The following is a 22,782-nucleotide window of genomic DNA, read 5'->3' as shown; positions in this document are numbered from 1 at the left end:
CCATGACGGACATCCGCCTCGCCTCCGCCCCGCCGACCCACGACTTCCCGGTCACGCGACCGGACCAGTGCCCCTTCGACCCGGACGAGACCTACACCCGGCTGCGGGCCGAGGAGCCCGTGTCGCGGGTGCGCTGCCCGGCCGGCATGGACGCCTGGCTGGTCACCCGCTACCAGGACATCCGAGCCGTGCTCGCCGACCCCCGGCTGAGCTCCCGCGCCGCCGGCTCCGACCACATGCTGCCCTCCTACGCCGGGCACGACCCGCTGCCGGGCTTCATGATCCAGCTGGACGGCGAGGAGCACGCGCGGCTGCGGCGGTTCATGATGGGCGAGTTCACCGGACGGCGGGTGGAGGCGCTGCGCCCGTACATCCAGCGGATCGCCGACGAGCACGCCGACGCGATGCTCGCCGGGACCGGCGCCGACCTGGTGCGGGACTACGCGCTGCCGATCCCCTCCCAGGTGATCTGCGAGATGCTCGGCGTGCCCTACCAGCACCACACGGCCTTCCAGCACGACAGCCAGATCCTGACGAGCTTCGAGGCGGACGAGGCCACCCGCGCGGCGGCCACCCGGCGCCTGGAGGGCTACCTCGGCGAGCTGATCGAGAAGCGGCTCGCCGTGCCCGAGAACGACATGCTGAGCCGGCTGATCGCCCGCGCCGCCGCCACCGACCGGCCGCTGACCGTGCCCGAGCTGTCCACGCTGGCCGTGCTGACGCTGGTCGCCGGGCACGAGACGACCGCCAACATGATCACGCTGAGCATGGCGGTGCTGCTGGAGGACCCGCGGCGACTGGCCGCGCTGCGGGCGGCCCCGGAGACGATCGGCCCCGCCGTCAAGGAGCTGCTGCGCCACCTGACGGTGATCCAGTTCGGCCTGGTCCGGTACGCCACCGAGGACGTCACCGTGGGCGGCACCGAGGTGCGGGCCGGTGAGTGGGTGGTCGCCGCGCTGCCGTCCGGCAACCGCGACGAGAGCGTCTTCCCCGACCCCGACACCCTCGACCTGGGCCGCCGGGGCCGCACGAACCTGTCCTTCGGCGTCGGCCCGCACCAGTGCATCGGCCAGCAGCTCGCCGAGGTCGAACTCCAGGTCGCCCTGACCACCCTGCTGCGCCGGCTGCCCGGACTGCGGCTCGCCAGGCCCCTGGAGCAGGCCGACTTCAAGCTCAACGACATCGTCCACGGCCTGCGCACCATGCCGGTCGTCTGGTAGCGCCCGGCGCGCACGCACCCCCAAGGAGAAGAACCCCATGGCGAACCAGGACCACCCCATCCCGACGCCCCTGAAGGAGCTGGCGGGCAAGCGGGCCGTCGTCACCGGCGGCAGCCGCGGCATCGGCGCCGCGATCGTCCAGAACTTCCTCGACGCCGGCGCCACCGTCGTGACGTCCGCCCGCAACCCGGACGCGGGGCTGCCGTCCGGTGCCACGTTCGTCAAGGCCGACCTCAGCACGGCCGACGGGGTGCGCGCGTTCGCGGACGCCGCGCTGGACACGCTGGGCGGCGTCGACATCGTCGTCAACAACGTGGGCGGCGTCCGCTCCTTCCACCCGGTGCTGGAGCTGGAGAAGGACTGGCAGTACACGATGGACGTCAACTTCCTCGCGTCCGTGCGGCTCAACGCGGCACTGGTGCCCGCGATGCGCGAGGCGGGCGGCGGGACCGTCGTCCACGTCTCGACGACGGCGACCATCGCGGCGTACCCGATGCTCTACCACTACGCCGCCGCCAACGCCGCCCTGGAGTCGTACAGCAAGGGCCTGTCCACCGAGCTGGCGCCGGACGGCATCCGGGTCGTCTCCGTGTGCCTGGGCAACGTCGACACCCCGGCCTCGAAATCGGCGCGCGGCCAGATCGTCGAGTACTTCGGCGGCGACCCCGCCAGTACCGACCTGGACGACCTCGCCAAGCAGTGGGCGGCCGAGATCCCGCTCGGGCGCCTCGGCCGGTCGCAGGACGCCGCCGACGCGGTGAGCTTCCTGGTCTCGCCCCGCGCCTCGTGGATCACCGGCAGCAACGTCGTGATCGACGGCGGGAAGACCGCGAGCCTCGCCTGAGCGCCACCCCACAGGCACCTTCCGGCGCCACGTAACACCACGTAACGCCACACAAAATCAGACAAAGGACGGGACGCACACGATGACTGCGGCAGGGGAAGAAGTACGGGCCTACCCCTTCGGCCCGATCACCCGCCTCGACCTGGACCCGACGCTCAAGGAACTGTGCGGCGAGCGGCCGGTGCTGCGCGTACGGCTGCCGTTCGGCGGCGACGGCTGGCTGGTCACGCGGCACGAGGACGTCAGGACGGTACTGGCGGACCCCCGCTTCAGCCGGGCGGCGGCCGTCGGCGACCACGTGCCGCGCACGGTCGCGGTCGGGCTGCCCAGCACCTCGATGCTCAGCATGGACCCGCCGGACCACACCCGGCTGCGGCGCCGGGTGATGAACGCGTTCTCGGTGCGCCGGCTCAAGGCGCTGCGGCCCCGCATCGAGGAGATCGTGCACGAGCTGCTCGACGCGATGACGGCGAGCGGGTCGCCGGCCGATCTGACGACGGCCCTGACCTGGCCCCTGCCCATCACGGTGATCTGCGAGATGCTCGGGGTACCGCTCGCCGACCGGGGCCGGTTCGGGGAGTGGGTGGACGGCCTGCTCATGCTGGCCGACCCCGAGCAGGCGGCGCAGGCCCGCGCCCAGCTCGACGCGTATCTCGCCGGGCTGATCGCGCAGCGCCGGATCACCCCGACCGACGACCTGCTCGGCGAACTGGTCGCCGGGGACGCCGAGGACGAGGAGGGGCCGCTCGCCGAGGAGGAGCTGATCGGCCTCGGGGTCAGCCTGCTGTCCGCCGGGCAGGAGGCGACGGCCAACCAGATCGGCAACTTCGTCTACACGCTGGTGACCCGGCCCGAGCTGTGGGACCGGCTGCGGGCCGAGCCGGCGCTGATCCCCAAGGCGGTCGAGGAACTGCTGCGGTTCATCCCCAACAGCGCGACCGCCGGGTTCACCCGCATCGCCACCGAGGACGTGGAGCTGAGCGGGACCCTCATCCGCGCCGGGGACGCGGTGGTGGCCGAGCTGGGCATGGCCAACCACGACACCGAGGTGTTCGAACGGCCCGACGAGATCGACTTCCACCGCGAACGCGTCCCGCACGTCACCTTCGGGCACGGCCTGCACCACTGCCTGGGCGCCCAGCTGGCCCGCCTGGAGCTGCGGATCGTCCTGGAGATCCTGACCCAGCGCCTGCCGGATCTCCGACTGGCCGTCCCGGCCGACCAGTTGTCCTGGCGCACCGAACGCCTCGTGCGCGGTGTGGCGGCGCTGCCGGTCACCTGGTGAACACCCCGCCCCCCACCGATCCCCCCACCGCGACAGCACAGGAGTTGTGACCATGGCCGTACCACGGGACGCGACCGCCGCGCCCGCCCCCGACTCGGGCCGGGGGCTCGCCGAGGCCCTGGCGTCCGTCGACCCGGGGCAGGCGCTCGCCGAGGTGATGGCGGCCGTCATGGAGAGCCACGGGGACCGCCCGGCCCTCGGCGAGCGGGCGAGGGACGAGGCGACGGGGGAGCCGCTGCCCCGCTTCGACACGATCAGCTACCGCGAGCTGTGGGCCCGCATCCGCGCGGTCGCCGCCCACTGGCACCACGACCCGGAGCATCCGCTGGGCCCGGGGGAGCGGCTCGCCACGCTGGGCTTCCCCAGCGTCGACCACGCGACGCTGGACCTGGCGTCCATCCACGCGGGCGTCGTCCCCGTACCCCTCCAGCACGGCGCGCCCCTGGCCCAGTCGGCGGAGATCGTCGCGGAGGCCGGGCCGAGCGCCTTCGCGGTGAGCGCCGAGCACCTGGACACCGCGCTCGCCCTGGTCCTCGGCGCGCCGTCGGTGCGGCGGCTGACGGTGTTCGACCACCGCCCCGGGGACCCCGCTCAGCGGGCCGCGCTCGCGAAGGCCCGGCGGCGGCTGGCCGAGGCGGGCGGCGCGGCCGTCGTCGAGACGCTGGCGGAGGTGATCGCGCGGGGCGGGGAGCTGGCGCCGGCCCCGCTGTTCACGGCCCCGCCGGGCGAGGACCCGCTGTCCCTGCTGATCTACACCTCCGGCTCCACCGGCGCCCCCAAGGGCGCGATGTACACGCAGCGGCTGCTGGGCACCGCCTGGTACGGGTTCAGCTACGGCGCGGCGGACCGGCCCCCGGTGAGCGTCCTCTACATGCCGCACAGCCACCTCGCCGGGCGGTACGCGCTGATGGGCTCGCTGGTGCGCGGCGGCACCGGCTACTTCACCGCCAAGAGCGACCTGTCGGCCCTGTTCGACGACATCGCGCTGGTGCGGCCGACGGAGCTGACGATGGTCCCGCGCATCTGCGACATGCTCTTCCAGCGCTACCGGGGCGAGCTGGAGCGCCGGTCGGGCGAGCCCGGCGACGTCGAGGCGGCCGTCCTGAAGGACCTGCGGGACACCGTGCTCGGCGGGCGCGTCGCCAACGCGTTCTGCGGCACCGCCCCGCTCGCCCCGGAGCTGGCGTCGTTCGTCGAGTCCTGCCTCGGCATCCACCTCTACACCGGGTACGGCTCCACCGAGGCGGGCGGCGTCCTGCTCGACACGGTGGTGCAGCGCCCGCCCGTCATCGACTACAAGCTCGTCGACGTCCCCGAACTCGGCTACCACACCACCGACCTGCCGTACCCGCGCGGCGAACTCCTCCTCAAGTCCCAGACCCTGGTGCCCGGTTACTACAAGCGCCCGGAGCTGACGGCCGAACTCTTCGACGCGGACGGCTACTACCGCACCGGCGACGTCTTCGCCGAGCTGGGCCCCGACCGGCTCGTCCACGTCGACCGCACCAAGGACACCCTGAAACTGTCCCAGGGCGAGTTCGTCGCCGTCTCCCGCCTGGAGACCCTCTTCCTCGCCGCCCCGCCGGTCCACCAGATCTACGTGTACGGCAACAGCGAGCGCGCCCACCTCCTCGCGGTGGTCGTGCCCACCGGGCAGGCCCTGTCCCGGCACGGCGAGGACACCGCGTCCCTCAAGGCGGAACTCGCCGAGGCGCTGCGGCGGGTCGCGGCGGACACCGGCCTCAACCCGTACGAGATCCCGCGCGACTTCCTGGTCGAGACCGAGCCCTTCAGCCCCGAGAACGGCCTCTACACCGAGAGCCACAAGGTCCTGCGCCCCCGGCTGAAAGAGCGGTACGGCGCCGCCCTCGAAGCGCTGTACGCCGAGCTGGCCGAGGGCCAGGACCGGCGCCTGCGCGAGCTGCGCCGCACGGGCGTGGACCGGCCGGTGGCCGAGACCGTCGTGCGGGCGGCGGGGGCGCTGCTGGGCCGCACGGACGCCGACCCCGACCCCGGCGCCCGCTTCACCGACCTCGGCGGCGACTCCCTGTCCGCCCTGGCCTTCTCCCGGCTGCTGGAGGAGATCTTCGGCGTCGAGGTCCCCGTCGGTGTCGTCATTGGCGCCGCGAACGACCTCGCCGGGGTGGCCCGGCACATCGAGGCGGGGGCGCGCGGGGCGACGTACGCGGCGGTGCACGGCGCGGACGGCGCCGAGGTGCGCGCGAGCGACCTCACGCTGGAGAAGTTCCTCGACGCCCCCGCCCTGGAGGCCGCCGCCGCGCTGCCGGGCCCGTCCGGCGACGTCCGCACGGTCCTGCTGACCGGCGCCAACGGCTACCTGGGCCGGTTCCTGTGCCTGGAGTGGCTTCAGCGGCTGGCCCCCGTGGGCGGGCGGCTGGTGTGCCTCGTGCGGGGCGCGGACCCGGCGCGGCGCCTCGCCGAGGCGTACGACACCGGCGACGCCGCACTCCTGGCCCGGTACCGGGAGCTGGCCGGCGACGCGCTGGAGGTCGTCGCGGGCGACCTGGGCGAGCCCCGGCTCGGCCTGGACGAGGGGACGTGGGAGCGGCTCGCCGCCGAGGTGGACCTCGTCGTCCACGCGGGCGCCCTCGTCAACCACGTCCTGCCCTACCGCCAGCTGTTCGGCCCGAACGTCGCCGGGACGGCCGAGGTGATCCGCCTCGCGCTCACGACCCGCCGCAAACCGGTCACCTACGTCTCGACGATCGCCGTCCAGGCCCCCGACGAGGACGCCGACATCCGCACCGCCGTCCCCCTCAGGCCCACCGGCGGGGGCTACGCCGACGGGTACACGGCCGGCAAGTGGGCCGGCGAGGTCCTGCTGCGCGAGGCGCACGAACGGTTCGGGCTGCCCGTCGGCGTCTTCCGCTCCGGCGTCCTGCTCGCGCACACCCGGTACGCCGGCCAGCTCAACGTGCCCGACCTGTTCACCCGGCTCCTGCTGAGCCTCGCCGCCACCGGCATCGCGCCGGGCTCGTTCGGCGCCGTCCGCCACGACGGCCTGCCGGTCGACTTCGCCGCCGAGGCCGTCACCGCGCTGGGCGCGGGCGTCACCGAGGGGTACCGGACCTTCCACGTGGTGAACCCGCACGACGACGGCGTCGGCCTCGACACCGTCGTCGACCAGCTCGCCGAGGCGGGCTGCCCGGTGCGGCGGATCGACGACTACGACGCGTGGCTGACCCGCTTCGAGGCCGCGCTGCGCGCCCTGCCCGAACGCCTGCGCCGGGCCTCGCTGCTGCCGCTGCTGGACGCCTTCGCCCGGCCCGCCTCAAACCCGGCGCCGTCCGCCGGGCGGTTCCACGCGGCCGTGAAGGACGCCGGGAGCGACATCCCCCACGCGTCGGCGGACCTCGTCCGCAAGTACGTCGACGACCTGCGGGGCCTGGGGCTGCTGAGGGCGACGACCGAGGAGGAGAGCCGATGAACGAGCCGACCGCGGCGGCCCACCGGGTCCAGGCGCCGCCGAACCCGCACGGCGGGATCCGGCACGGGCTGCGCCGTCCGGCCACCGGCCCGGTACGCGCCCCGCTGGACCCCGGCAACTCGTGGATCCTCCAGCTGCGCCCGCACGCCCCCGGCGCACTGCGGGACGCGGTCGGCGACGAGGCCCTGGTCCGCGAGGCCCGGCTGCTGGTCGGGGACGGGGCCACGGGGTGGGCGGTGGAGGTGGCCGCGCGGATGGCCTCGGCGGGCAGCGCCGCCCGGCCGCCGGCCGCCGCCGCCGGCGTCCCGTCCCCCGTGCTCGACGAACTGGGGGCGCGCAGCGCGGAGGCGCTCGCCCTGTACGTCCTCACCTCCCTCGCCGGGTACGGCGCCGACGACATCCCGGAGATCATCGGCGTCTCCGTGCGCGAGTTCATCCGCCGGGGCCTGCCCGTGGGCGGCAGGTTCGACGTCCTCAAGAACCAACTCGACTGTCTCGTCCAGGAGTTGTTCCACGCCTGCGCTGATCTGCTCGACCCGGTGGAGGCCGCCGAGGTCACCCGTACCCTCTCCGGGGCGCTGGTGGCCGAGGTGCAGCACGTTCTGCTGACGCTGGCCCAGCAGGCGGAGCGGGAGCGGCGCGGCTGGTCCGGCAGCGCCGCCGCGCACCACCAGGAACTGGTCCTCGACATCCTCGACGGCGCGGACGTCGACGCCCCGCAGGCGTTCCTGCGGCTCGGCTACGACCTCAGCCGCACCCACCTCGCGCTCGTCGTCTGGCGCGACGACTGGGACGCCCACGGCACGGCCGACCTCGCCTCCGCCGCGACGGCCCTGCTGCGCGGCGCCGGATGCTCCTCGCTGCTCACCGTCCCCGTCGGGGTGTCGTCGCTGTGGGCGTGGGGCGCGCGCACCCGTGGGCACCCGCTGACGCCGCGTCAGCTGCGCGACACCGAGGGGGCGCACCGGCAGCCGCCGGGCATCCACGTCGCCGCCGGTCTGCCGGGCGAGGGCAGCGAAGGGTTCCGGACCAGTCACCGGCAGGCCCAGCAGACCGCCGAGATCATCCGCGCGGCCGGACCCGGCGCCGGGGGCCGCAGGCCGCCCTACGACTACGCCGACCTCGAACTGGCCGTCCTGCTGCGCTCCCGGCCCGACCTCAGCGCCGGGTTCGTGCGCCGCGAACTCGGGCCGCTGGCCGGCGACGACATGGCCGAACTGCGGGCCACCGTCAAGTGCTACCTGGACCTGGAGCGCAGCATGTCCGCCGCCGCCGACCGGCTCCACATCGCCAAGAGCAGCGTCGCCTACCGGATCAGGAAGGCCGAACGGCTCCTGGGCCGCCCTCTCCAGGAGGACCGGCTGCGGCTGCACAGCGCGCTGCTGCTGTTCGACGTCCTGGGCGAAGCCGCCCTGGACACCTGACCCGCCGACACGACACCGCGTACTGGGAGACACCATGCCGTTCGCAGTCCTCTTCCCCGGCCAGGGAACACAGTCCCGGGGCATGGGCGCCGGCCTCTTCGACCGCTACCCCGCCCTCACCGAGTTCGCCTGCGACCTGCTGGGCTACGACCTCGCCGCGGTCTGCCGCGACAACCCCGACGACATCCTCGCCCGCACCGAGTGCACCCAGCCCGCCCTCTTCGTCGTCAACGCCCTGCACACCTTCGAACGCGAACGCCGCGAGGAGCGTTCCGCCGACTACTACCTCGGCCACAGCCTCGGCGAGTACAACGCCCTCCTCGCCGCCGGCGCCTTCGACTTCGGTACGGGCCTGCGCCTGGTCAAGAAGCGCGGCGAACTCATGGCGGCGGCGTCCGACGGGGGCATGACGGCGGTGATGGGCCTGCGGCCCGGGGAACTCCTCGCCGTCCTGGAGGAGGAGGGCATCGAGTCGGTCGACATGGCGGGCTTCAACTCCGACACCCAACTCGTGATCGCCGGCCCGCTCCCCGACCTCCGCACCACCCACGCCGCCCTGACCCGCCGCGCGATCCGCTTCGTCCCCCTGCGGGTCGGCGGCCCCTTCCACTCCCGCTACATGGACCCCGCCCGGGTCCTCTTCGAGAAGTACCTGAAGGACTTCACCTTCGAGACCCCCCACACCCCGGTCGTCTCCAACGTCACCGCCCTCCCCCACGACCCCACCGACTTCCCCCGCACCCTGGGCGCCCAGCTCATCCACCCCGTCCGCTGGACGGACAGCATCCGCTGGCTGCGCACGCACGACACTCCGCTGGAGTGCGCGGAGATCGGCGGCACGTCCCTGCTGGGCATGCTGAAGAGGATCAGCGAACCGGCGCCGCTCCTCCAGACCGCTCAGCAGCCGTGACACACCAGCCCGTCCACCTCGCCGGCCCCGCCACCCACCGCCGCGGGCGTCCGCCGGGCGCGCGCCGGCGCCGTGCAGGAGGCGGACGCGATCCGCTGCCGCAGCCGGTACCGCTCCTCCTGGCCGAGCCCCTCGGCGAGCGCCTCCCGGACGGGCTCGGACACGAACCGGACCTGACCGGGATGCCGGGGATCCTCACGCAGCAGCTCGGCCCGCAGCAACTGGTCCAGCACCGCGTCCACCGGCTCGTCCCCGGCGACCCGCCGCAGCAGACCGGGGTCGATCCGGTCGCCGGCGACCGCGCACAGGTGCACGACCCGGCGCTCCCGCTCCGGCATCCGCGCGAGCACGACCCGCAGACTCTCCAGCGCCCTCGCCCGCCCCTGCGCACAGCACACTCCCTCGCCGCGCCCGTCCCGCTCCCGCTCGGCCCCGCACCACATCAGCATGCGGTGGGCGAAGTAGGGGTTGCCCTGGCTCTCCTGGTACACCCGCTCGACGTGCTCCTCCCGCGTGCCCGGCCCGAGCCGCGCCCGCACCAGCTCGGCGACGGCCTGCCGGGGCAGCTCACCGAGCCGCAGCACCCCGGCCCGGGGCCCCCGCAGAATGTCGCCGAGCACCCGCCGCAGCCGGCCGTCGACCGTGAGCTTCCAGTCCCACACGGACAGGACGACCCCGATCCGCCACCCTCCCCGACGCCGGGCGAGCATCTCCAGCAGCCCCAGCGACGCGGGGTCGGCCCAGTGCAGGTCGTCCACGCACAGCAGCAGGGCCCGCTGCGCGGCCAGCGTACGCAGCACCTCGCACACCGCGTCCTGCGTGAGGAACCGCGTCCGCTCGCACTCGTCACCCGCGTCCGTCCGCCGCTCCCCGGCGAGCAGCGGGGCGAGCAGCGCCTCGTAGGGCGCCACCGCGTCGTGGAACGCCCCCGCGCGGGTCACCGACAGCCGCCGCAGCACCTGGGTCCACAGCCAGTGCGGCGGCACCCCCTGATCCCGCAGCGCGTGCGCCCCGACGACCTCCACCTGAGGATGCGCCGCCCCCATCCGCGCGGTGAACTCCGTGAGCAGATGCGTCTTGCCGATCCCGAGCGGCCCGGTCACACAGCTCACCTGGTCGTGTCCGCCGAGCGCCCCGACCGCCTCGGCCTCCAGCCGCCCGAGCTCCGCCGCCCGCCCGACGAAGGCCGAGACGGACGGGGCACGCTCCGCCGGGGGGATTGCCGTGGAAGGGGACGCCGACCCGGCGTCCGGCGCCGGAGCCACCGGGACCGGACCTGACGCCGCCGCCCGCGCCGGCCTCACCCGCTCCCTTCGGACCCGACGTCGAGCCGAGGGCCCGGCCGAGGGCCCGGCCGAGGGGCCGGCTGAGGGGCTGGCTGAGGGGCTGGCTGAGGGAGTGGCCGAGGGCCAGGCTGAGGGACCGGCCGAAGGGCCGGCTGAGGGCCTGGCTGAAGGGGCGGCTGAGGGAGTGGCCGAGGGCCAGGCTGAGGGACCGGCTGAGGGGTTGGCTGAGGGAGTGGCTGAGGGGTTGGTCGAGGGGTTGGCTGAGGGAGTGGCCGAGGGCCAGGCTGAGGGACCGGCTGAAGGGCCGGCCGAGGGCCAGACCGAGGGACCCGCTGAAGGGCCGGCCGAGAATCCGGCCGAGGACCCGGCGCCGCCGCCCACCCCGTTCACCGCCACCGGCTCCCCCCGCCGGACCACCTCCCGCGTCCCCACCTCCCGCGTCCCCACCTCCTGCCGCAGGATCGCCAGATGCACCCGCCGCAGCTCGCTCCCGGTCTCCACCCCCAGCTCCTCCGCCAGGTACCGCCGGGTCCGCTCGTGCACCGCGAGCGCCTCCGCCTGCCGCCCGAGCGCGAACAGCGCGGTCATCAGATGCCCCACCAGCCGCTCCCGCGCGGGATGCCGCCGGGCCTCGCTGTCCAGCTCGAACACCACCTGCTCCGCGTCCCCGAGCCGCAGCCGCGCGTCGGCGCGGTGTTCCAGCGCGGTGAGCCGGAGCTGTTCGAGCCGGGCGAGTTCGTGGGCGAGCGACATGGAGGAGTCGAACTCGGTGTAGGGCGCTCCGCGCCACAGCGCCAGCGCCTGGGTGAGGCTCGCGCACGCGCCGCCCGCGTCACCGTCCTTCAGCCGGAGCTGCCCGGCCCGGACCAGTTCCTCGAAGCGGTGGACGTCGATCTCCCCCGGCGGCAGCCGCAGGACGTAGCCGGGCGCCTGGTGCCGCAGCACCGACCCGTCGCCGCGCTCGCTCGGCGGATCGAGCACACCGCGCAACTGGGAGACGTGGCTCTGCAGCGTGGCGAGCGCCTTCTTCGGCGGCCGGCCCGTCCACATCTCCTCGATGAGCAGTTCGGTGGGGACGACCTGCCCTCGTCCGACGACCAGCAGGGCCAGCAGGAGCCGGCGCAGCGGTGGGCCGACGGGTAGCTCACCGTCTTCGGTCCGGACCGCCATGGGCCCGAGGACACGCAGCATGGGCGGTGTGTCGGTTCGCATTTTCATGACCACCCGTTTGAATTCGGGAACTCCGATGCGGCAGATTCGGTCCACCGTATCGACCGTAATCGCCGCCCTTGTGTGCAGCCACCCCCTAGGCCACCCCACCCACCCCCTGAAGCGGGGTGTGACATGCAATACGAAATCGCGGAAAAAAAGAGAGTGCCGCCCATGTTTATGGGCGGCACCCGGAGAAAAAACCGCTAGTCGAAGGTTTCGTCCAGCGGCGGAGAACATGCGGCGATTTCGTCACGGTGTCTGACCTTGAGTTTGCGGTAGATACGGGTGAGATGCTGTTCGACCGTACTCACGGTAACGAATAGTCTGGCGGCTATTTCACGGTTGCTGTATCCGACGCCGACCAGCCAGGCGACCCGCCGTTCGGCCGGACTGAGCCCGGCGGCCCCGGCCCCGGCCTGGGAAGCCGGCTCAGGACCGGCCGGCGCGAGCCGTCCGGCGTCGTCCTCCTCCAGCCGGCGCTGGAGCACGTCCTCGAACCCGGCCCCGCGGGCGACGCGTGCGGCCCGCTGGACGAGCGAGCGGGCGACCCGCGAGTTGCCGAGCGCGTAGTGCGTCCGCCCCAGCTCGACCATGCACGCGACGAGTTCGGCCCGGTCCCCGGAGTCCTCCAGCAGGCTCATCGCCTCCCGCAGCAGCGCCCCGCGCCCCTCGACGGGCCTGGCCAGCGCGAGGACCCGCAGGGCGACGGCCCGGGCGGGCCCCGACCCGCTGTCGGCGGCCTCGCGGGCGAGCCGTACGGCGTCGTCGTGCTGCCCGAGACGCAGATGCGCCTCGGCGGCGTGGACCTGCCACAGGCAGCCCGGGGTGGGCTCGAACCCGCCCTGCCGCTCGGCCTCCCCGCAGCCGAGGAAGTCGCTGAGGGCGAGGCCGTAGCTCTTGGCGGCGAGGTAGTGCTGCCCCCGGGCGTCGAGGTGGAGCAGCCCGAAGTACGACGCGGACAGCGCGGCCGGCACCGGGGTGTGCAGCACCTCCGCCGCCTCCTCGGCCTTGCCGCGCCGGGCCAGCGCGACGACGAGGACGCTCAGCGGCAGCCCGACGGCCACCCCCCAGGCGCGTGGCCGCACGAGCGCGGCCCGCGCGGCCAGCTCGGCGCCCGGCAGGTCGCCCCGGGCGAGGGCGCTGACGGCCTGGAGGCAGTGCAGGAGCAGCTGGTGGAAGGGGGAGAGCCGCTCGGCGGCTGCCGCGGACACGGCGTCGACCCGCGGCAGCGCCGACCCGTCCGCGCCGGCCTGGTGCAGCAGCCGGAGGTGGCAGTGGACGATGTCGGTGATCCGCGCCTCGGGGTCGCCGGCCGTGCACAGGGCCTGCTGGGTGAGGTCGACGAGGGAGAGCAGGGAGGTGTCCGCGCCGGTGCGCCCGAGGGCGGGCGACGAGAGCAGCACCTCGCGCCAGGGCGGGACGTCCAGCGCCGGCCGGGGCCGCGCGCCGCGCCGGTAGCGGGCGAAGACGAGGCTCAGCATCGCGTCGAGCAGGTGCAGTTCGACAGCGGCCTGCTCGTCGTCCGCGGCCCGTGCCCGCAGCAGCGCGAGCACGGCGTCGACCTCGTCGAGGCGTCCGTGCCAGGCCAGCAACTGGGCGACGAGGGTGAGTTCACGCGCCGACAGCCGCCCCTCGTGCCCCAGGGCGACGAGTTCGGCGAGGTGCCGGGAGGCCGTGTAGGGGTCCAGCTGCCAGCGGGCGAGGACCACCTGGACGAGCAGGCCGGGCCGGTCGTCCACCTCGCCCCGGCAGCTCTGGGCGAGTTCCAGCAGATCGACGGCCTCCTCCCAGGCCCCCTCGGACTGCGCCTGCCGGGCCGCTTCGCGCAGCGCCGACACCTCCCAGGCGGCGACGATCCCCCCGGCGGCCGTCAGACACCGGGCGACCCTGAGCGGGGCGGCGCCGGCCCGGTACAGCAGCCGCGCCGCGCCGCGGCTCAGCTCGGCCCGCCCGGTGAAGGAGCTGTCCGCCAGGACGGCCGCCCGCGCCGCCGGATGCCTGAACCGGCCCCCGGCGACCAGTCCGGCCGCCTCCAGCAGGCCGAGGCCGGCCGTCACCTGGACCGGGTCCACGCCGGCCAGCCGGGAGACCAGGTCGGGCGAGCGGGCGTCACCGAGGACGGCGAGGGCGCGGGCGACCTTCTCGACGGTCTCGGAGCGCTGCGCGGACACCACGAGCGCGACCGCCTTGCGGAACGCCGCCCCCGGCACGGGCGTCCACCGCGCGGCCGGCGCGTCCTGGAACACGTACTGCGTGTCCCGCGCGACCGCCCACAGCAGCCGGGGGTTCCCGGCGGTCACCTCCAGCACGTCGCGTACGTACGCCGGCGTCGGCGGGTGTCCCAGCACCTCGCGCACCAGCCGTACGGTGTCCTGCGGGTCGAGCGGGGCGAGTTCGGCGACGAACAGGCGGGTGCCCCGCAGGAGGGCGGCCTGGAAGGCGCGGTACTCCTTGCCGGGGGCCGGCCCGTCGGCGAGCACGAGGAAGAGCCGCAGGCGGACCAGGCGCTTGGCCAGGAACCGCAGGACCTGGGCGGAGGCGGCGTCGGTGTGGTGCGCGTCGTCCACGACGGCCACCACGGACCCCCGCCCGGCGAGGTCGCGCAGGGCGCCCTCGACCAGCGCCTGCGTCCGCAGCAGCAGCCGCCCGGCGTCCCCGGTGTCGCCGCTCAGGACGGCCTCGCGGTACGCCTGGACGGCGGCGGTCAGCCGGGGCGGCATCCCCGCGCCGCCGCGCCCGTCGTCGAACCACTGCTCGACGACCCCGAGAGGCACGTCCTGCTCGTCCGTGCTGCCGGTGGCGTACAGGGTCACCGTCCCGGACGCGCGGGCCCGTTCGGCGAACCGGCCCAGCAGCGTCGTCTTCCCGGAGCCGGGAAATCCCTTGAGGACGGCCGCCCCGCCGCCGTGCCGGCGGCTTTTCTGAATGTTCTCCCAGAGCTTCGTCATTACTTTTTCGCGGCTGTCGAGCACTGTCCGACGCTCCTCTCGATGCCTGAGTTCCACGGAACGTGTTCTCCCGGTCCCCCGTCAACAGGCGTTCCGTCAGGCGGTACGCCACCCCGCCCCCTGTTCACCCCAGAGTCGGCCGGTCTCATCAGGGGTTGGCCGCTCTCCGTCCGCCCGGTTCAATTCCAGGTGACCGGAGTTCCGGAAACCGAAGGAGACAAGAGGCAAGTGAAATGACCGGTATACATTCCGCCTGCGACGGCGTCCGTCGTCTGTTCACCTCGGAGTCCGTGACCGAAGGTCACCCCGACAAGATCGCCGACCAGATCAGCGACACGATTCTCGACGCGCTGCTGCGCGAGGACCCCACGTCCCGCGTCGCCGTCGAGACGCTGATCACCACCGGCCTCGTGCACGTCGCCGGTGAGGTCACCACCCAGGCGTACGCGCCGATCCCGCAGCTGGTGCGGGAGAAGATCCTGGAGATCGGCTACGACTCGTCGAGGAAGGGCTTCGACGGCGCTTCCTGCGGTGTCTCGGTGTCCATCGGCGCGCAGTCCCCGGACATCGCGCAGGGTGTCGACGCCGACACCGAAGACGTTCTGGCCACCCAGGGCGCCGGTGACCAGGGCCTGATGTTCGGTTACGCGTCCGACGAGACGCCGACGCTGATGCCGCTGCCGATCTTCCTCGCGCACCGCCTCTCCAAGCGTCTCTCGGACGTCCGCAAGAACGGGACCATCCCCTACCTGCGCCCCGACGGGAAGACCCAGGTCACCATCGAGTACGACGGCGACAGGGCCGTCCGCCTCGACACGGTCGTCGTCTCCTCGCAGCACGCCTCCGACATCGACCTGGAGTCGCTGCTCGCGCCCGACATCCGCGAGTTCGTGGTCGAGCCCGAGCTGAAGGCCCTGCTGGACGACGGCATCAAGCTCGACACCGAGAACTACCGCCTGCTGGTGAACCCGACCGGCCGTTTCGAGATCGGCGGCCCGATGGGCGACGCCGGTCTCACCGGCCGCAAGATCATCATCGACACGTACGGCGGCTTCGCCCGCCACGGCGGCGGCGCCTTCTCCGGCAAGGACCCGTCCAAGGTCGACCGCTCGGCCGCGTACGCGATGCGCTGGGTCGCCAAGAACGTCGTCGCCGCGGGGCTCGCGTCCCGGTGCGAGGTCCAGGTCGCGTACGCGATCGGCAAGGCCGAGCCGGTGGGGTTGTTCGTGGAGACCTTCGGCACGCACAAGGTGGACACGGACCGGATCGAGAAGGCCATCGACGAGGTCTTCGACCTCCGTCCCGCCGCGATCATCCGCGACCTCGACCTGCTGCGGCCGATCTACGCGCAGACCGCCGCGTACGGGCACTTCGGCCGCGAGCTGCCCGACTTCACGTGGGAGCGGACGGACCGGGTGGAGGCGCTGAAGAAGGCCGCGGGGCTGTAGGTCCCCGGTTGTTTCGCGCGAGGCCCGGTGTCCCCGGACGAGGGGCACCGGGCCTCCGGCACGTCTACGGCACGGGCGCCGCGCTCCAGCCGTCATGCCGCGTAGTCGAACGACCCCGTCCGCCTTCCCCGCGCCTGCACCACCCGGATCGCCGCCGACGCGAGGTACAGCCACAGGGCTCCGGTGAGGAGGGCGAGGGCGAGGGGGCGGGCGACGGATGCCGCGGAGTGGCCCGCGATGACCTCGCGGACGGCGGCGAGGGAGTGGGTGAGGGGGAGCAGGCCGGCGATCCACTGGACCCAGGCGGGCCAGAAGGTGACGGGGACCTGGACGCCGCAGACGGCCATCATCAGGAGGTAGGCGGTGTTGGAGACGACGTTGCGGGCACCGGGGAGGCCGATGACGACGGCGGCGAGGAAGAGGCCGACGCCATAGGTGGTGAGGGCGGTGACGAGGACGAGGAGGGTCAGGGCGGGGACCTGGGCCCAGGTGGGGCGGACGCCGAAGGCGGGGGCCAGGACGAAGAGGGTGACCAGGGCCGTGGCGGCGCCGCTCGCGGGCTGCTGGAGGCCGCGGCCGAAGAGGACGGTGCCGAGGGAGGCGGGGGAGGCGGCCAAGAGGGGGAACGTGCCCTCCTGGCGTTCGCGGACGCCGTTCGTCGTGACCGTCATCGTCTCGATGACGCAGGCCATGACCGCGTTGCCCACGACGAGGTAGCGCGTGTGTCCGGGGGAGCCGAGCATGACGCCGATCAGGGCGAAGAACGTGACCTGGGAGAGCATGCGGCCGAGCCAGCCGATGGTCCAGGAGCGCCAGGTGTAGGTCTGGCGGAACTCGGCCGCCGAGGTGACGGCCGCGTACCGCACGACGTGCAGATGGCCGACGAGGTTTCCGGTCAGGGTACGCATCACACCTCGGAGAGTGTTCCGGCGGCGCGGGCCTGCCGCAGCGCGCGGTTGACGGCGAGCAGTCCGGCGAGGGTCCCGGCCAGCCCCAGGAGGGCGATGACGGCGAGGCTGAGCGCGGCGTCCGGGACGGGGGCGGGGGCCAGGGACGCGCGCAGCAACTCGGCGCTCCAGGAGAGGAAGACGGCCGAGGACAGCGGGCGCAGCCACTCCGGCAGCATCGAGACCGGCACCAGCACGCCGGCCAGCAGGTAGAAGGGGTAGGTGAGGGTGTTCTGCATGAGGCGGGCGCTGGGGGCGAGGACGAACAGCGCGGACATGAGGGTCGCGGTGCCGGCCATGGCGAGCCCGGAGGCGAGGACGCAGAGCACGAAGACGGTGCCGTGGACGACGGTCAGGTGGATCCCGAAGCCGTACCGGGCCACCAGCCACGCCTCCGCGAAGGAGACCGTGCTGATCGTGGTGACGGCCCCGATCCGGCCGAGGACGACGAGGAAGAACCGGGCGGGCGTGGCGACGAGCGCCTCCAGCGTGCCCCAGGACCGCTCCCGGTTGATGACCTCGCCGGCGATGAGCAGGGTCATGTCCCACAGGGCCATGAGGACGGGCGCCAGGACCACGCCGGCGGCCAGGTCGCGCCGGCCGGAGTACTCGCTGATGGACAGCAGGACCATCGTCATCAACGGCGCCCGCACGAGGATCAGCAGGACGTCGGGGCTGGTGCGGGCGATGGCGAGCTGGAAGCGGACGGCCCCCCACAGGGTGGTGATCACGCCGACACCCGCATCTTCCGGCCGCCGACGACCCTCAGGTACAGCTCCTCCAGGCCGGGCGGCCCGGTGCGGACGCTGCTGACGCCCGCGTCGATCAGCAGGGCGAGGACGAGGCGGGTGGCCTCGGCGCTCGCGGTGTCGACGCGCAGGTGTCCGCCCCGGGCAGGGCGGACGACGGTCACCTCGGGCAGCGCCTCGATCTCGGCGGCGAGCCTCGGCGGCACGGTGTCGGCCTCGACGCGCTGGCCTCCGGAGAGGCGGCGGGCCAGGTCGCGGGGGTCGCCGGTGGTGAGGACGCGGCCGTGGTCGATGAGGGTGACCTCGTCGCAGACCGCCTCGGCCTGGGCCATGTCGTGGGTGGTGATCAGGACGGTGCGGCCCTCGGCGCGCAGGGCGCGGACGAAGTCGCGGAAGTCGTCGGCGGCGACCGGGTCCATGCCGGTGGTCGGCTCGTCGAGGAGCAGCACCTGGGCGTCGCCGATCAGACCCCGGGCCAGGTGGAGGCGCTGTTTCATGCCCCGCGAGAAGCCGCCCACGCGTTCGTCGGCGCGGTCGGTCAGGCCGACGCGGTCGAGGAGGTCCGCGATGCGGGTGCGCAGCTCCCGGCCGTGCAGTCCGTGCAGGGCGCCCCACAGTTCGAGGTTCTGCCGGGACGTCAGCCGGCTGTACAGTCCCCGGTCGCCGCCGAGGACCAGGCCGATGCGGCGGCGGATCTCGCGGGGCCGGTCGGTGACGCCGAACCCGAGGACGCGGGCGGTGCCGGAGGTCGGCAGCAGGGTGGTGGAGAGGATCTTGCACAGGGTGCTCTTGCCGGCGCCGTTGGGGCCGAGGAGGCCGTGGACGGTGCCGGGGGCGATCGTCAGGTCGAGGCCGTCCAGGGCTGTCAGGGTACGGGCGCCCGAGCCGCGTCCGACGGTGAACTCCCGGCGCAGGTCGGTGACTTCGACGGCGGGCGGGGTGGTCGCGGTCACCGGGCGGCCTCCAGACGGTCGAGGGCGGCGAGCGCCGTTTCGTGGTCGGCGCGGCTGACGACCTCGCCGCAGACCAGGAGGAAGTCGGCGACGGGGGTGCGCAGCAGGGTGACGCCGTCGGTGTCGTGGCGGACGGCGCGGTCCATCGGGTGGTGGCGCTGGTTCAGCTGTAGGCCCGCCACGGGCAGTCCGGCGGCCAGGCGGCCGTCGACGGTCGTCGTGTCGTGCGGCCCGGACGGGCGCGGGGTGGCTTCCCGGCGGGCGAGTTCGGCTGCCGCCGGGGCGCGCAGGGGGGTGCGGAAGCCGTCCAGGGGGGCCTGGGCGCCGTCCTGGACGAGGGTGAGGAGTTCCAGGAGTTCGGGGGCCAGGCGGTGGGCTTCGGCGGCCTCCGCGAGGGTGCCGGGTCCGGGTGGGCAGTGCGTCAGGATCATCAGGACGTCCACCACGTCCTTCGCGTTGAAGGGGCGCTGGAAGCGTTCCTCGGCCAGCGAGAGGAGGTCGGCGAGGGTCTGGTCGTCCGGGAGGGCGGGGCGCGGGGGGACGGTGCCGGCGAGGTCGCCGGGGAAGGCGACGGTGCTCAGTTCGACGCTCCAGGGGCGGTCGAGGAGTTCGTCCTCGGACGGCCACTTCACGCCGAGGAACACCTCGGTGCGGTCCCCGTGCCGGACGAGGGCGAGGTCGAGACGGTCGGCCGGTACCCGGTCGCACAGGGTCCGTGCCGCCCGCCACAGCTCCTCCTGCGTCCCGGCCACGAGGTCGAGATCGCCGACGGGGCGCACCAGGTCCGCCGGGTACCAGCGGGCGAGCGAGGGGCCCTTGACGAGGCGGACGCCGGGGACGGCCGCCCGGACGGCGTCGTACAGGTCCGCGTACCGGCCCGCCTTCGCCCGTGCCCGGCGCAGTTCGTCACGCGTCCCGGTGCCCAGCGGCACGCCCTCCCGGGCCGCCGCCGAGATGAGCAGCTGGGGCAGCCGGGGGGAGATCAGCCGGCCTCGGCGGATCAGTTCCCGGCCGCTCTCGTGGTCCTCGACGCCGAGCAGGCGGTACAGCATCTCCAGGGTGACGTCGGGGAGGGCGTTCGCACCGGGTCCGGTCACCGCTGCTCCTCCAGGGCCGGGGCCCACCAGTAGGCGTGGTCGATGGTCCAGCCCTTCTCCACGAGCCTGGTGACGATCCGCCAGGTGTCCTTGCCGGACTCGGCCGGGTCGCCCGCGGCCGTGTGGACGACGTTGCCGATCAGCGGGCGGCCGAGGGCGCGGGCGTGGGCGGCGGCGGCGCGGGTCAGTTCGGCGGTGGCGAGCCGGGCGTCGGGGGCGCCGTCCACGAGGACGTCGACGAGTTCGACGAACGCCTCCCCCGTCGTCTCGTCCTCCTGCTCGGTCAGAAGCGTCGCGTGGCCCACGGTGCGGCCCTCGTGCCGGGCCAGCAGCGAGACCCGGCCGGGCAGCGCGTACAGGCTGTCGGCCTCGGCCCGTGCCACCCGCCCCGGCACCGGGCGCCGCATGTCCACCCCGGCGGCCTCGAACGCCTGCGCCAGCCAGAGCCGGACGAGTTCGCCGTCGCCGTCGCCGTCCGCGAGGCTCACCCGGGGCCCGCCCGGCACCGGGGGCAACTCGCTCTCGCAGCGCACGTACGTCAGATGCCGGCGCCAGGGCGCGGGCAGCTCCACCCCCGGCGGTGTCCGCAGCAGGGTGCTCTCGGCGCCGGGATGCGCACGGTGCAGGGCGGCGCACACGGCCGCCAGCACCCCGGCGTCCTTCAGTACCCGCGCACCGGCTTCCTGGACCAGGATGTGCCGCTCACCGGTGACGGGGTCGGTGTAGGGGCCCGCCGTGACGTCGGCGAGGAGGTCCTCGGTGACGTCGTCCACCGCTTTCCGCTGCCCCGCTCCCGCGTTCACGCCGCCTCCGGGCGGACCGCGACGGCGAGGTTGCCGCGCAGGGCGGCGGCGGCCTGCGCGACCTGGCCGGAGGTCACCGCGCGCAGTTCGGCCCGTGCCTGTTCCAGGGACCAGTCGGAGGTGCCTGCCCGGACGCCGAGGGCGGTGAGGCGGGCGCGTTCGAGGGGGGTCTCGCCCTGGGTGACGAGGCGCATCTCGGCCTTGCGTCTGGCGACGGCGAACTCCTCCTCGGGGACGCGGCCCTCGGCCACCTCCGTCAGCAGTTCCTCGACGATCTCCGTCAGCCGGCCCACCGACTCGGGCTCGACGCCGACGAGCAGCCGCCAGACGCCGGACTCCGTGTAGGAGCGGTTCCACGACTCGAAGGCGTACGACAGGGCTTCCTCGACGCGGAGTCTGCGGTAGAGCAGGGACGACGGGCTGGAGCCCAGGAGCGTCGACAGGATCGCGTACGCCTCTCGGCCGGCGGCCCCGAGCGCCGGGGAGCGGCCGGCGAAGCAGGTCCAGGCGAGGTCGGTTCCCGCCGGGCCCGGCGGCGTCAGGTCGGGGGCGGGCAGCGGCAGGGACGGTTCGAACGGGGAGCCCGGCTCGGGCCGCGCGAACGTGTCCAGGAGGTCGCCGAGCCCTTCGACGGGGCGCGGCCCCACCACGACGAGGGCCATGGGCCCGGTCAGGAACCTCGTCCGGTACTCCTCCTCGACGTCGGCGCGGTCGAGCGCCTGAAGCTCCTCGATCCGTCCGCCGATCGGCCGGCCGATGAGGTGGCCGGGGAACAGCTTCTCGAAGACGACGTCCTGCACGAGGTCGGAGGGGTCGGCGGCGGCGGTCACCATCTCCTTGACGACGACCTCGCGTTCCGTCTCGAAGACCTGTGTGTCGAAGGCCGGCTCCAGCACGGACTCCAGCATCAGTGCCACGGTCTTCGGCGCGTCCTCCGTGGCGACCTGGGCGTAGAAGAGCATGTTCTCCAGGCCGGTCTCGGCGTTGGCGGTGCCTCCCCTGCGCTCCACCCATTCGGCGAAGGACGGCCGGCCCGGTTTCGGCAGCGAGAAGAGCAGGTGCTCCAGGAGGTGGGCCACGCCGCAGCGGCCCTGGGGGTCGAGCCGGGCTCCGTAGCCGACGGACAGGCAGACGCTGGTGGTCTCCAGGCTCGGGTCGAGCACACTGACCACCTGGGGGCGGATGCGCTCCGCGGTGGTCGGCGGTGTTTCTCCGGCGGCGAGCATCCGGATTCCTTCCTCTCGGAAATTTCTCGGACAAAAACCGAGCGGTGCCGCCACGGTTACCTCGTGGCGGCACCGCATCAGCTGGTGATTCAGGCCTTCTTCGTGACGACCTTCTCCAGGCGGGGGGAGACGAGGGTGACAGCGTTGCGAGTCATGTTCTTTTCCTTTCTTCGTTGGTTTTTGTCGCCGGGGTTTTCGGTTTTTCCTCCGCCCCGTTGCGGCGACAAGTAATTTCTATCAGCGCCCGGATAACCCCCTCAAGGGATGAGGCCCGAATATTCCACGGCGCGGAACGAATTCCTTCTCAGACCGCGCTGAGGTGCAGCAGAAGCACCTTTCGGTCCTCTTTCGCGGCGTCCGAGACGGGCGCGACGGAGTGCCAGGAGCTCTCCGAGGGGCACAGGACGATGGACTCGCCGGCCAGCGGCAGGACCCGCTGGGTGACGTCGTCGGGGGCGGCGGAGCCGAGCACCTGGAACTGGCCCTGGTTCGCCGCGGGCCAGTCGGCGTTGAAGTACCAGGTCTGGGTGACGAGTTTGTCGGCGCGGTCGGTGTGGGGGTCGATCCAGGCGCCCGCCGGGTAGCGGACGGCCCTGATCTCCAGCCGGGCACGGGAGACGTCCTTGCCGGTCAGTTCGCCGACGGTCCTGCGGTAGTCGGCGGACATCAGGGTGCGCACGAGGTCCCGCCACAGGGGCGTGAGCCGCCGGAACCCCTCCTCGACGGCTTCGTCGGCGTCGACGAGGGCGAGGTTGTCCGTGCGGTACCCCTTCTCCCCCGGCCGGCCGCCGGTGCGCTCCGTGCGGGTGAAGCCGGTGTCGGGGAACTCCTCGACGAGCCGGCCGAGGGCGGGCTGGGGCACCGTGCCGCGCACGGTGCCCCAGACGAAGGGCGAGGAGTGGAGGGTGGCGCCGCGCAGGGCGTCCAGGTCGATGGGTGAGGTCCGGGTGTTCAGCTGGGTGTTCATGGGGATGTCCTTTCG

General features: G+C 73.7%; 16 protein-coding genes. 7 read left to right on the top strand and 9 right to left on the bottom strand.

Translation table 11 applies throughout. The features are described 5' to 3' along the window. Window positions 1–2: 2 nt before the first annotated feature. The 6 genes from ACQCO7_RS19635 (at window position 3) to fabD (ending at window position 9,131) form a co-directional block, all read left to right on the top strand. Window positions 3–1,220 (top strand): cytochrome P450, encoded by a 1,218-nt coding sequence (locus tag ACQCO7_RS19635; RefSeq protein WP_464073090.1) that lies wholly within the window; start codon window positions 3–5, stop codon window positions 1,218–1,220. A gap of 37 nt (window positions 1,221–1,257) precedes the next feature. After that, complete coding sequence (locus ACQCO7_RS19630) at window positions 1,258–2,064, top strand: oxidoreductase (protein ID WP_464073089.1); 807 nt, start codon at window positions 1,258–1,260, stop codon at window positions 2,062–2,064. Window positions 2,065–2,146: 82 nt separating this feature from the next. Continuing rightward, window positions 2,147–3,349, top strand: coding sequence for a cytochrome P450 (locus tag ACQCO7_RS19625; RefSeq protein WP_464073088.1), 1,203 nt, complete (start codon window positions 2,147–2,149; stop codon window positions 3,347–3,349). Window positions 3,350–3,401: 52 nt separating this feature from the next. Next, window positions 3,402–6,797, top strand: a complete 3,396-nt coding sequence (car, locus tag ACQCO7_RS19620; RefSeq protein WP_464073087.1) for a carboxylic acid reductase — start codon at window positions 3,402–3,404, stop codon at window positions 6,795–6,797. After that, complete coding sequence (locus tag ACQCO7_RS19615) at window positions 6,794–8,221, top strand: PucR family transcriptional regulator (RefSeq protein ID WP_464073086.1); 1,428 nt, start codon at window positions 6,794–6,796, stop codon at window positions 8,219–8,221. The genes car and ACQCO7_RS19615 overlap by 4 nt, the downstream gene beginning before the upstream one ends. Before the next feature lie 34 nt (window positions 8,222–8,255). After that, window positions 8,256–9,131 (top strand): ACP S-malonyltransferase, encoded by an 876-nt coding sequence (gene fabD, locus ACQCO7_RS19610; protein WP_464073085.1) that lies wholly within the window; start codon window positions 8,256–8,258, stop codon window positions 9,129–9,131. Here fabD and ACQCO7_RS19605 read toward each other — a convergent pair. Both ACQCO7_RS19605 and ACQCO7_RS19600 read right to left on the bottom strand, forming a co-directional pair. Beyond that, window positions 9,119–11,608: a BTAD domain-containing putative transcriptional regulator gene (locus ACQCO7_RS19605; protein ID WP_464073084.1), complete on the bottom strand. Its 2,490-nt coding sequence runs from the start codon at window positions 11,606–11,608 to the stop codon at window positions 9,119–9,121. The two genes, fabD and ACQCO7_RS19605, sit on opposite strands and share 13 nt — an antisense overlap. 224 nt (window positions 11,609–11,832) lie before the next feature. Further along, a complete protein-coding gene (locus ACQCO7_RS19600; RefSeq protein WP_464073083.1) occupies window positions 11,833–14,577 on the bottom strand; it encodes a helix-turn-helix transcriptional regulator in 2,745 nt (914 codons plus the stop codon). A 233-nt stretch (window positions 14,578–14,810) separates the two neighbouring features. Here ACQCO7_RS19600 and metK point away from each other — a divergent pair, with 233 nt between their 5' ends. Further along, a complete protein-coding gene (gene metK, locus ACQCO7_RS19595) occupies window positions 14,811–16,025 on the top strand; it encodes a methionine adenosyltransferase (RefSeq protein WP_464073082.1) in 1,215 nt (404 codons plus the stop codon). A 92-nt stretch (window positions 16,026–16,117) separates the two neighbouring features. Here the strand turns inward: metK and ACQCO7_RS19590 are convergent, their stop codons facing one another. From ACQCO7_RS19590 to ACQCO7_RS19560, 7 genes are all read right to left on the bottom strand, one after another. Further along, window positions 16,118–16,933 carry an ABC transporter permease gene (locus tag ACQCO7_RS19590; protein ID WP_464073081.1) on the bottom strand — a complete coding sequence of 272 codons (816 nt, stop codon included), beginning with the start codon at window positions 16,931–16,933 and terminating at the stop codon, window positions 16,118–16,120. Next, window positions 16,933–17,703: an ABC transporter permease gene (locus ACQCO7_RS19585; RefSeq protein ID WP_464073080.1), complete on the bottom strand. Its 771-nt coding sequence runs from the start codon at window positions 17,701–17,703 to the stop codon at window positions 16,933–16,935. Before ACQCO7_RS19585 ends, ACQCO7_RS19590 begins: the two co-directional genes overlap by 1 nt. Continuing rightward, window positions 17,700–18,674: an ABC transporter ATP-binding protein gene (locus ACQCO7_RS19580; protein WP_464073079.1), complete on the bottom strand. Its 975-nt coding sequence runs from the start codon at window positions 18,672–18,674 to the stop codon at window positions 17,700–17,702. The genes ACQCO7_RS19585 and ACQCO7_RS19580 overlap by 4 nt, the downstream gene beginning before the upstream one ends. After that, a complete protein-coding gene (locus ACQCO7_RS19575; RefSeq protein ID WP_464073078.1) occupies window positions 18,671–19,771 on the bottom strand; it encodes a hypothetical protein in 1,101 nt (366 codons plus the stop codon). Before ACQCO7_RS19575 ends, ACQCO7_RS19580 begins: the two co-directional genes overlap by 4 nt. Next, window positions 19,768–20,574, bottom strand: a complete 807-nt coding sequence (locus ACQCO7_RS19570; RefSeq protein WP_464073077.1) for a hypothetical protein — start codon at window positions 20,572–20,574, stop codon at window positions 19,768–19,770. Before ACQCO7_RS19570 ends, ACQCO7_RS19575 begins: the two co-directional genes overlap by 4 nt. Next, complete coding sequence (locus ACQCO7_RS19565; RefSeq protein ID WP_464073076.1) at window positions 20,571–21,800, bottom strand: M16 family metallopeptidase; 1,230 nt, start codon at window positions 21,798–21,800, stop codon at window positions 20,571–20,573. Before ACQCO7_RS19565 ends, ACQCO7_RS19570 begins: the two co-directional genes overlap by 4 nt. Before the next feature lie 304 nt (window positions 21,801–22,104). After that, window positions 22,105–22,767 carry a 2OG-Fe(II) oxygenase gene (locus ACQCO7_RS19560; protein ID WP_464073075.1) on the bottom strand — a complete coding sequence of 221 codons (663 nt, stop codon included), beginning with the start codon at window positions 22,765–22,767 and terminating at the stop codon, window positions 22,105–22,107. Window positions 22,768–22,782: the final 15 nt, after the last annotated feature.

The sequence above is a fragment of the Streptomyces saintjeani genome (assembly GCF_055409605.1).
The sequence above is the reverse complement of the archived record's forward strand: the minus strand, read 5'-3'. Positions and strand labels throughout refer to the sequence as shown.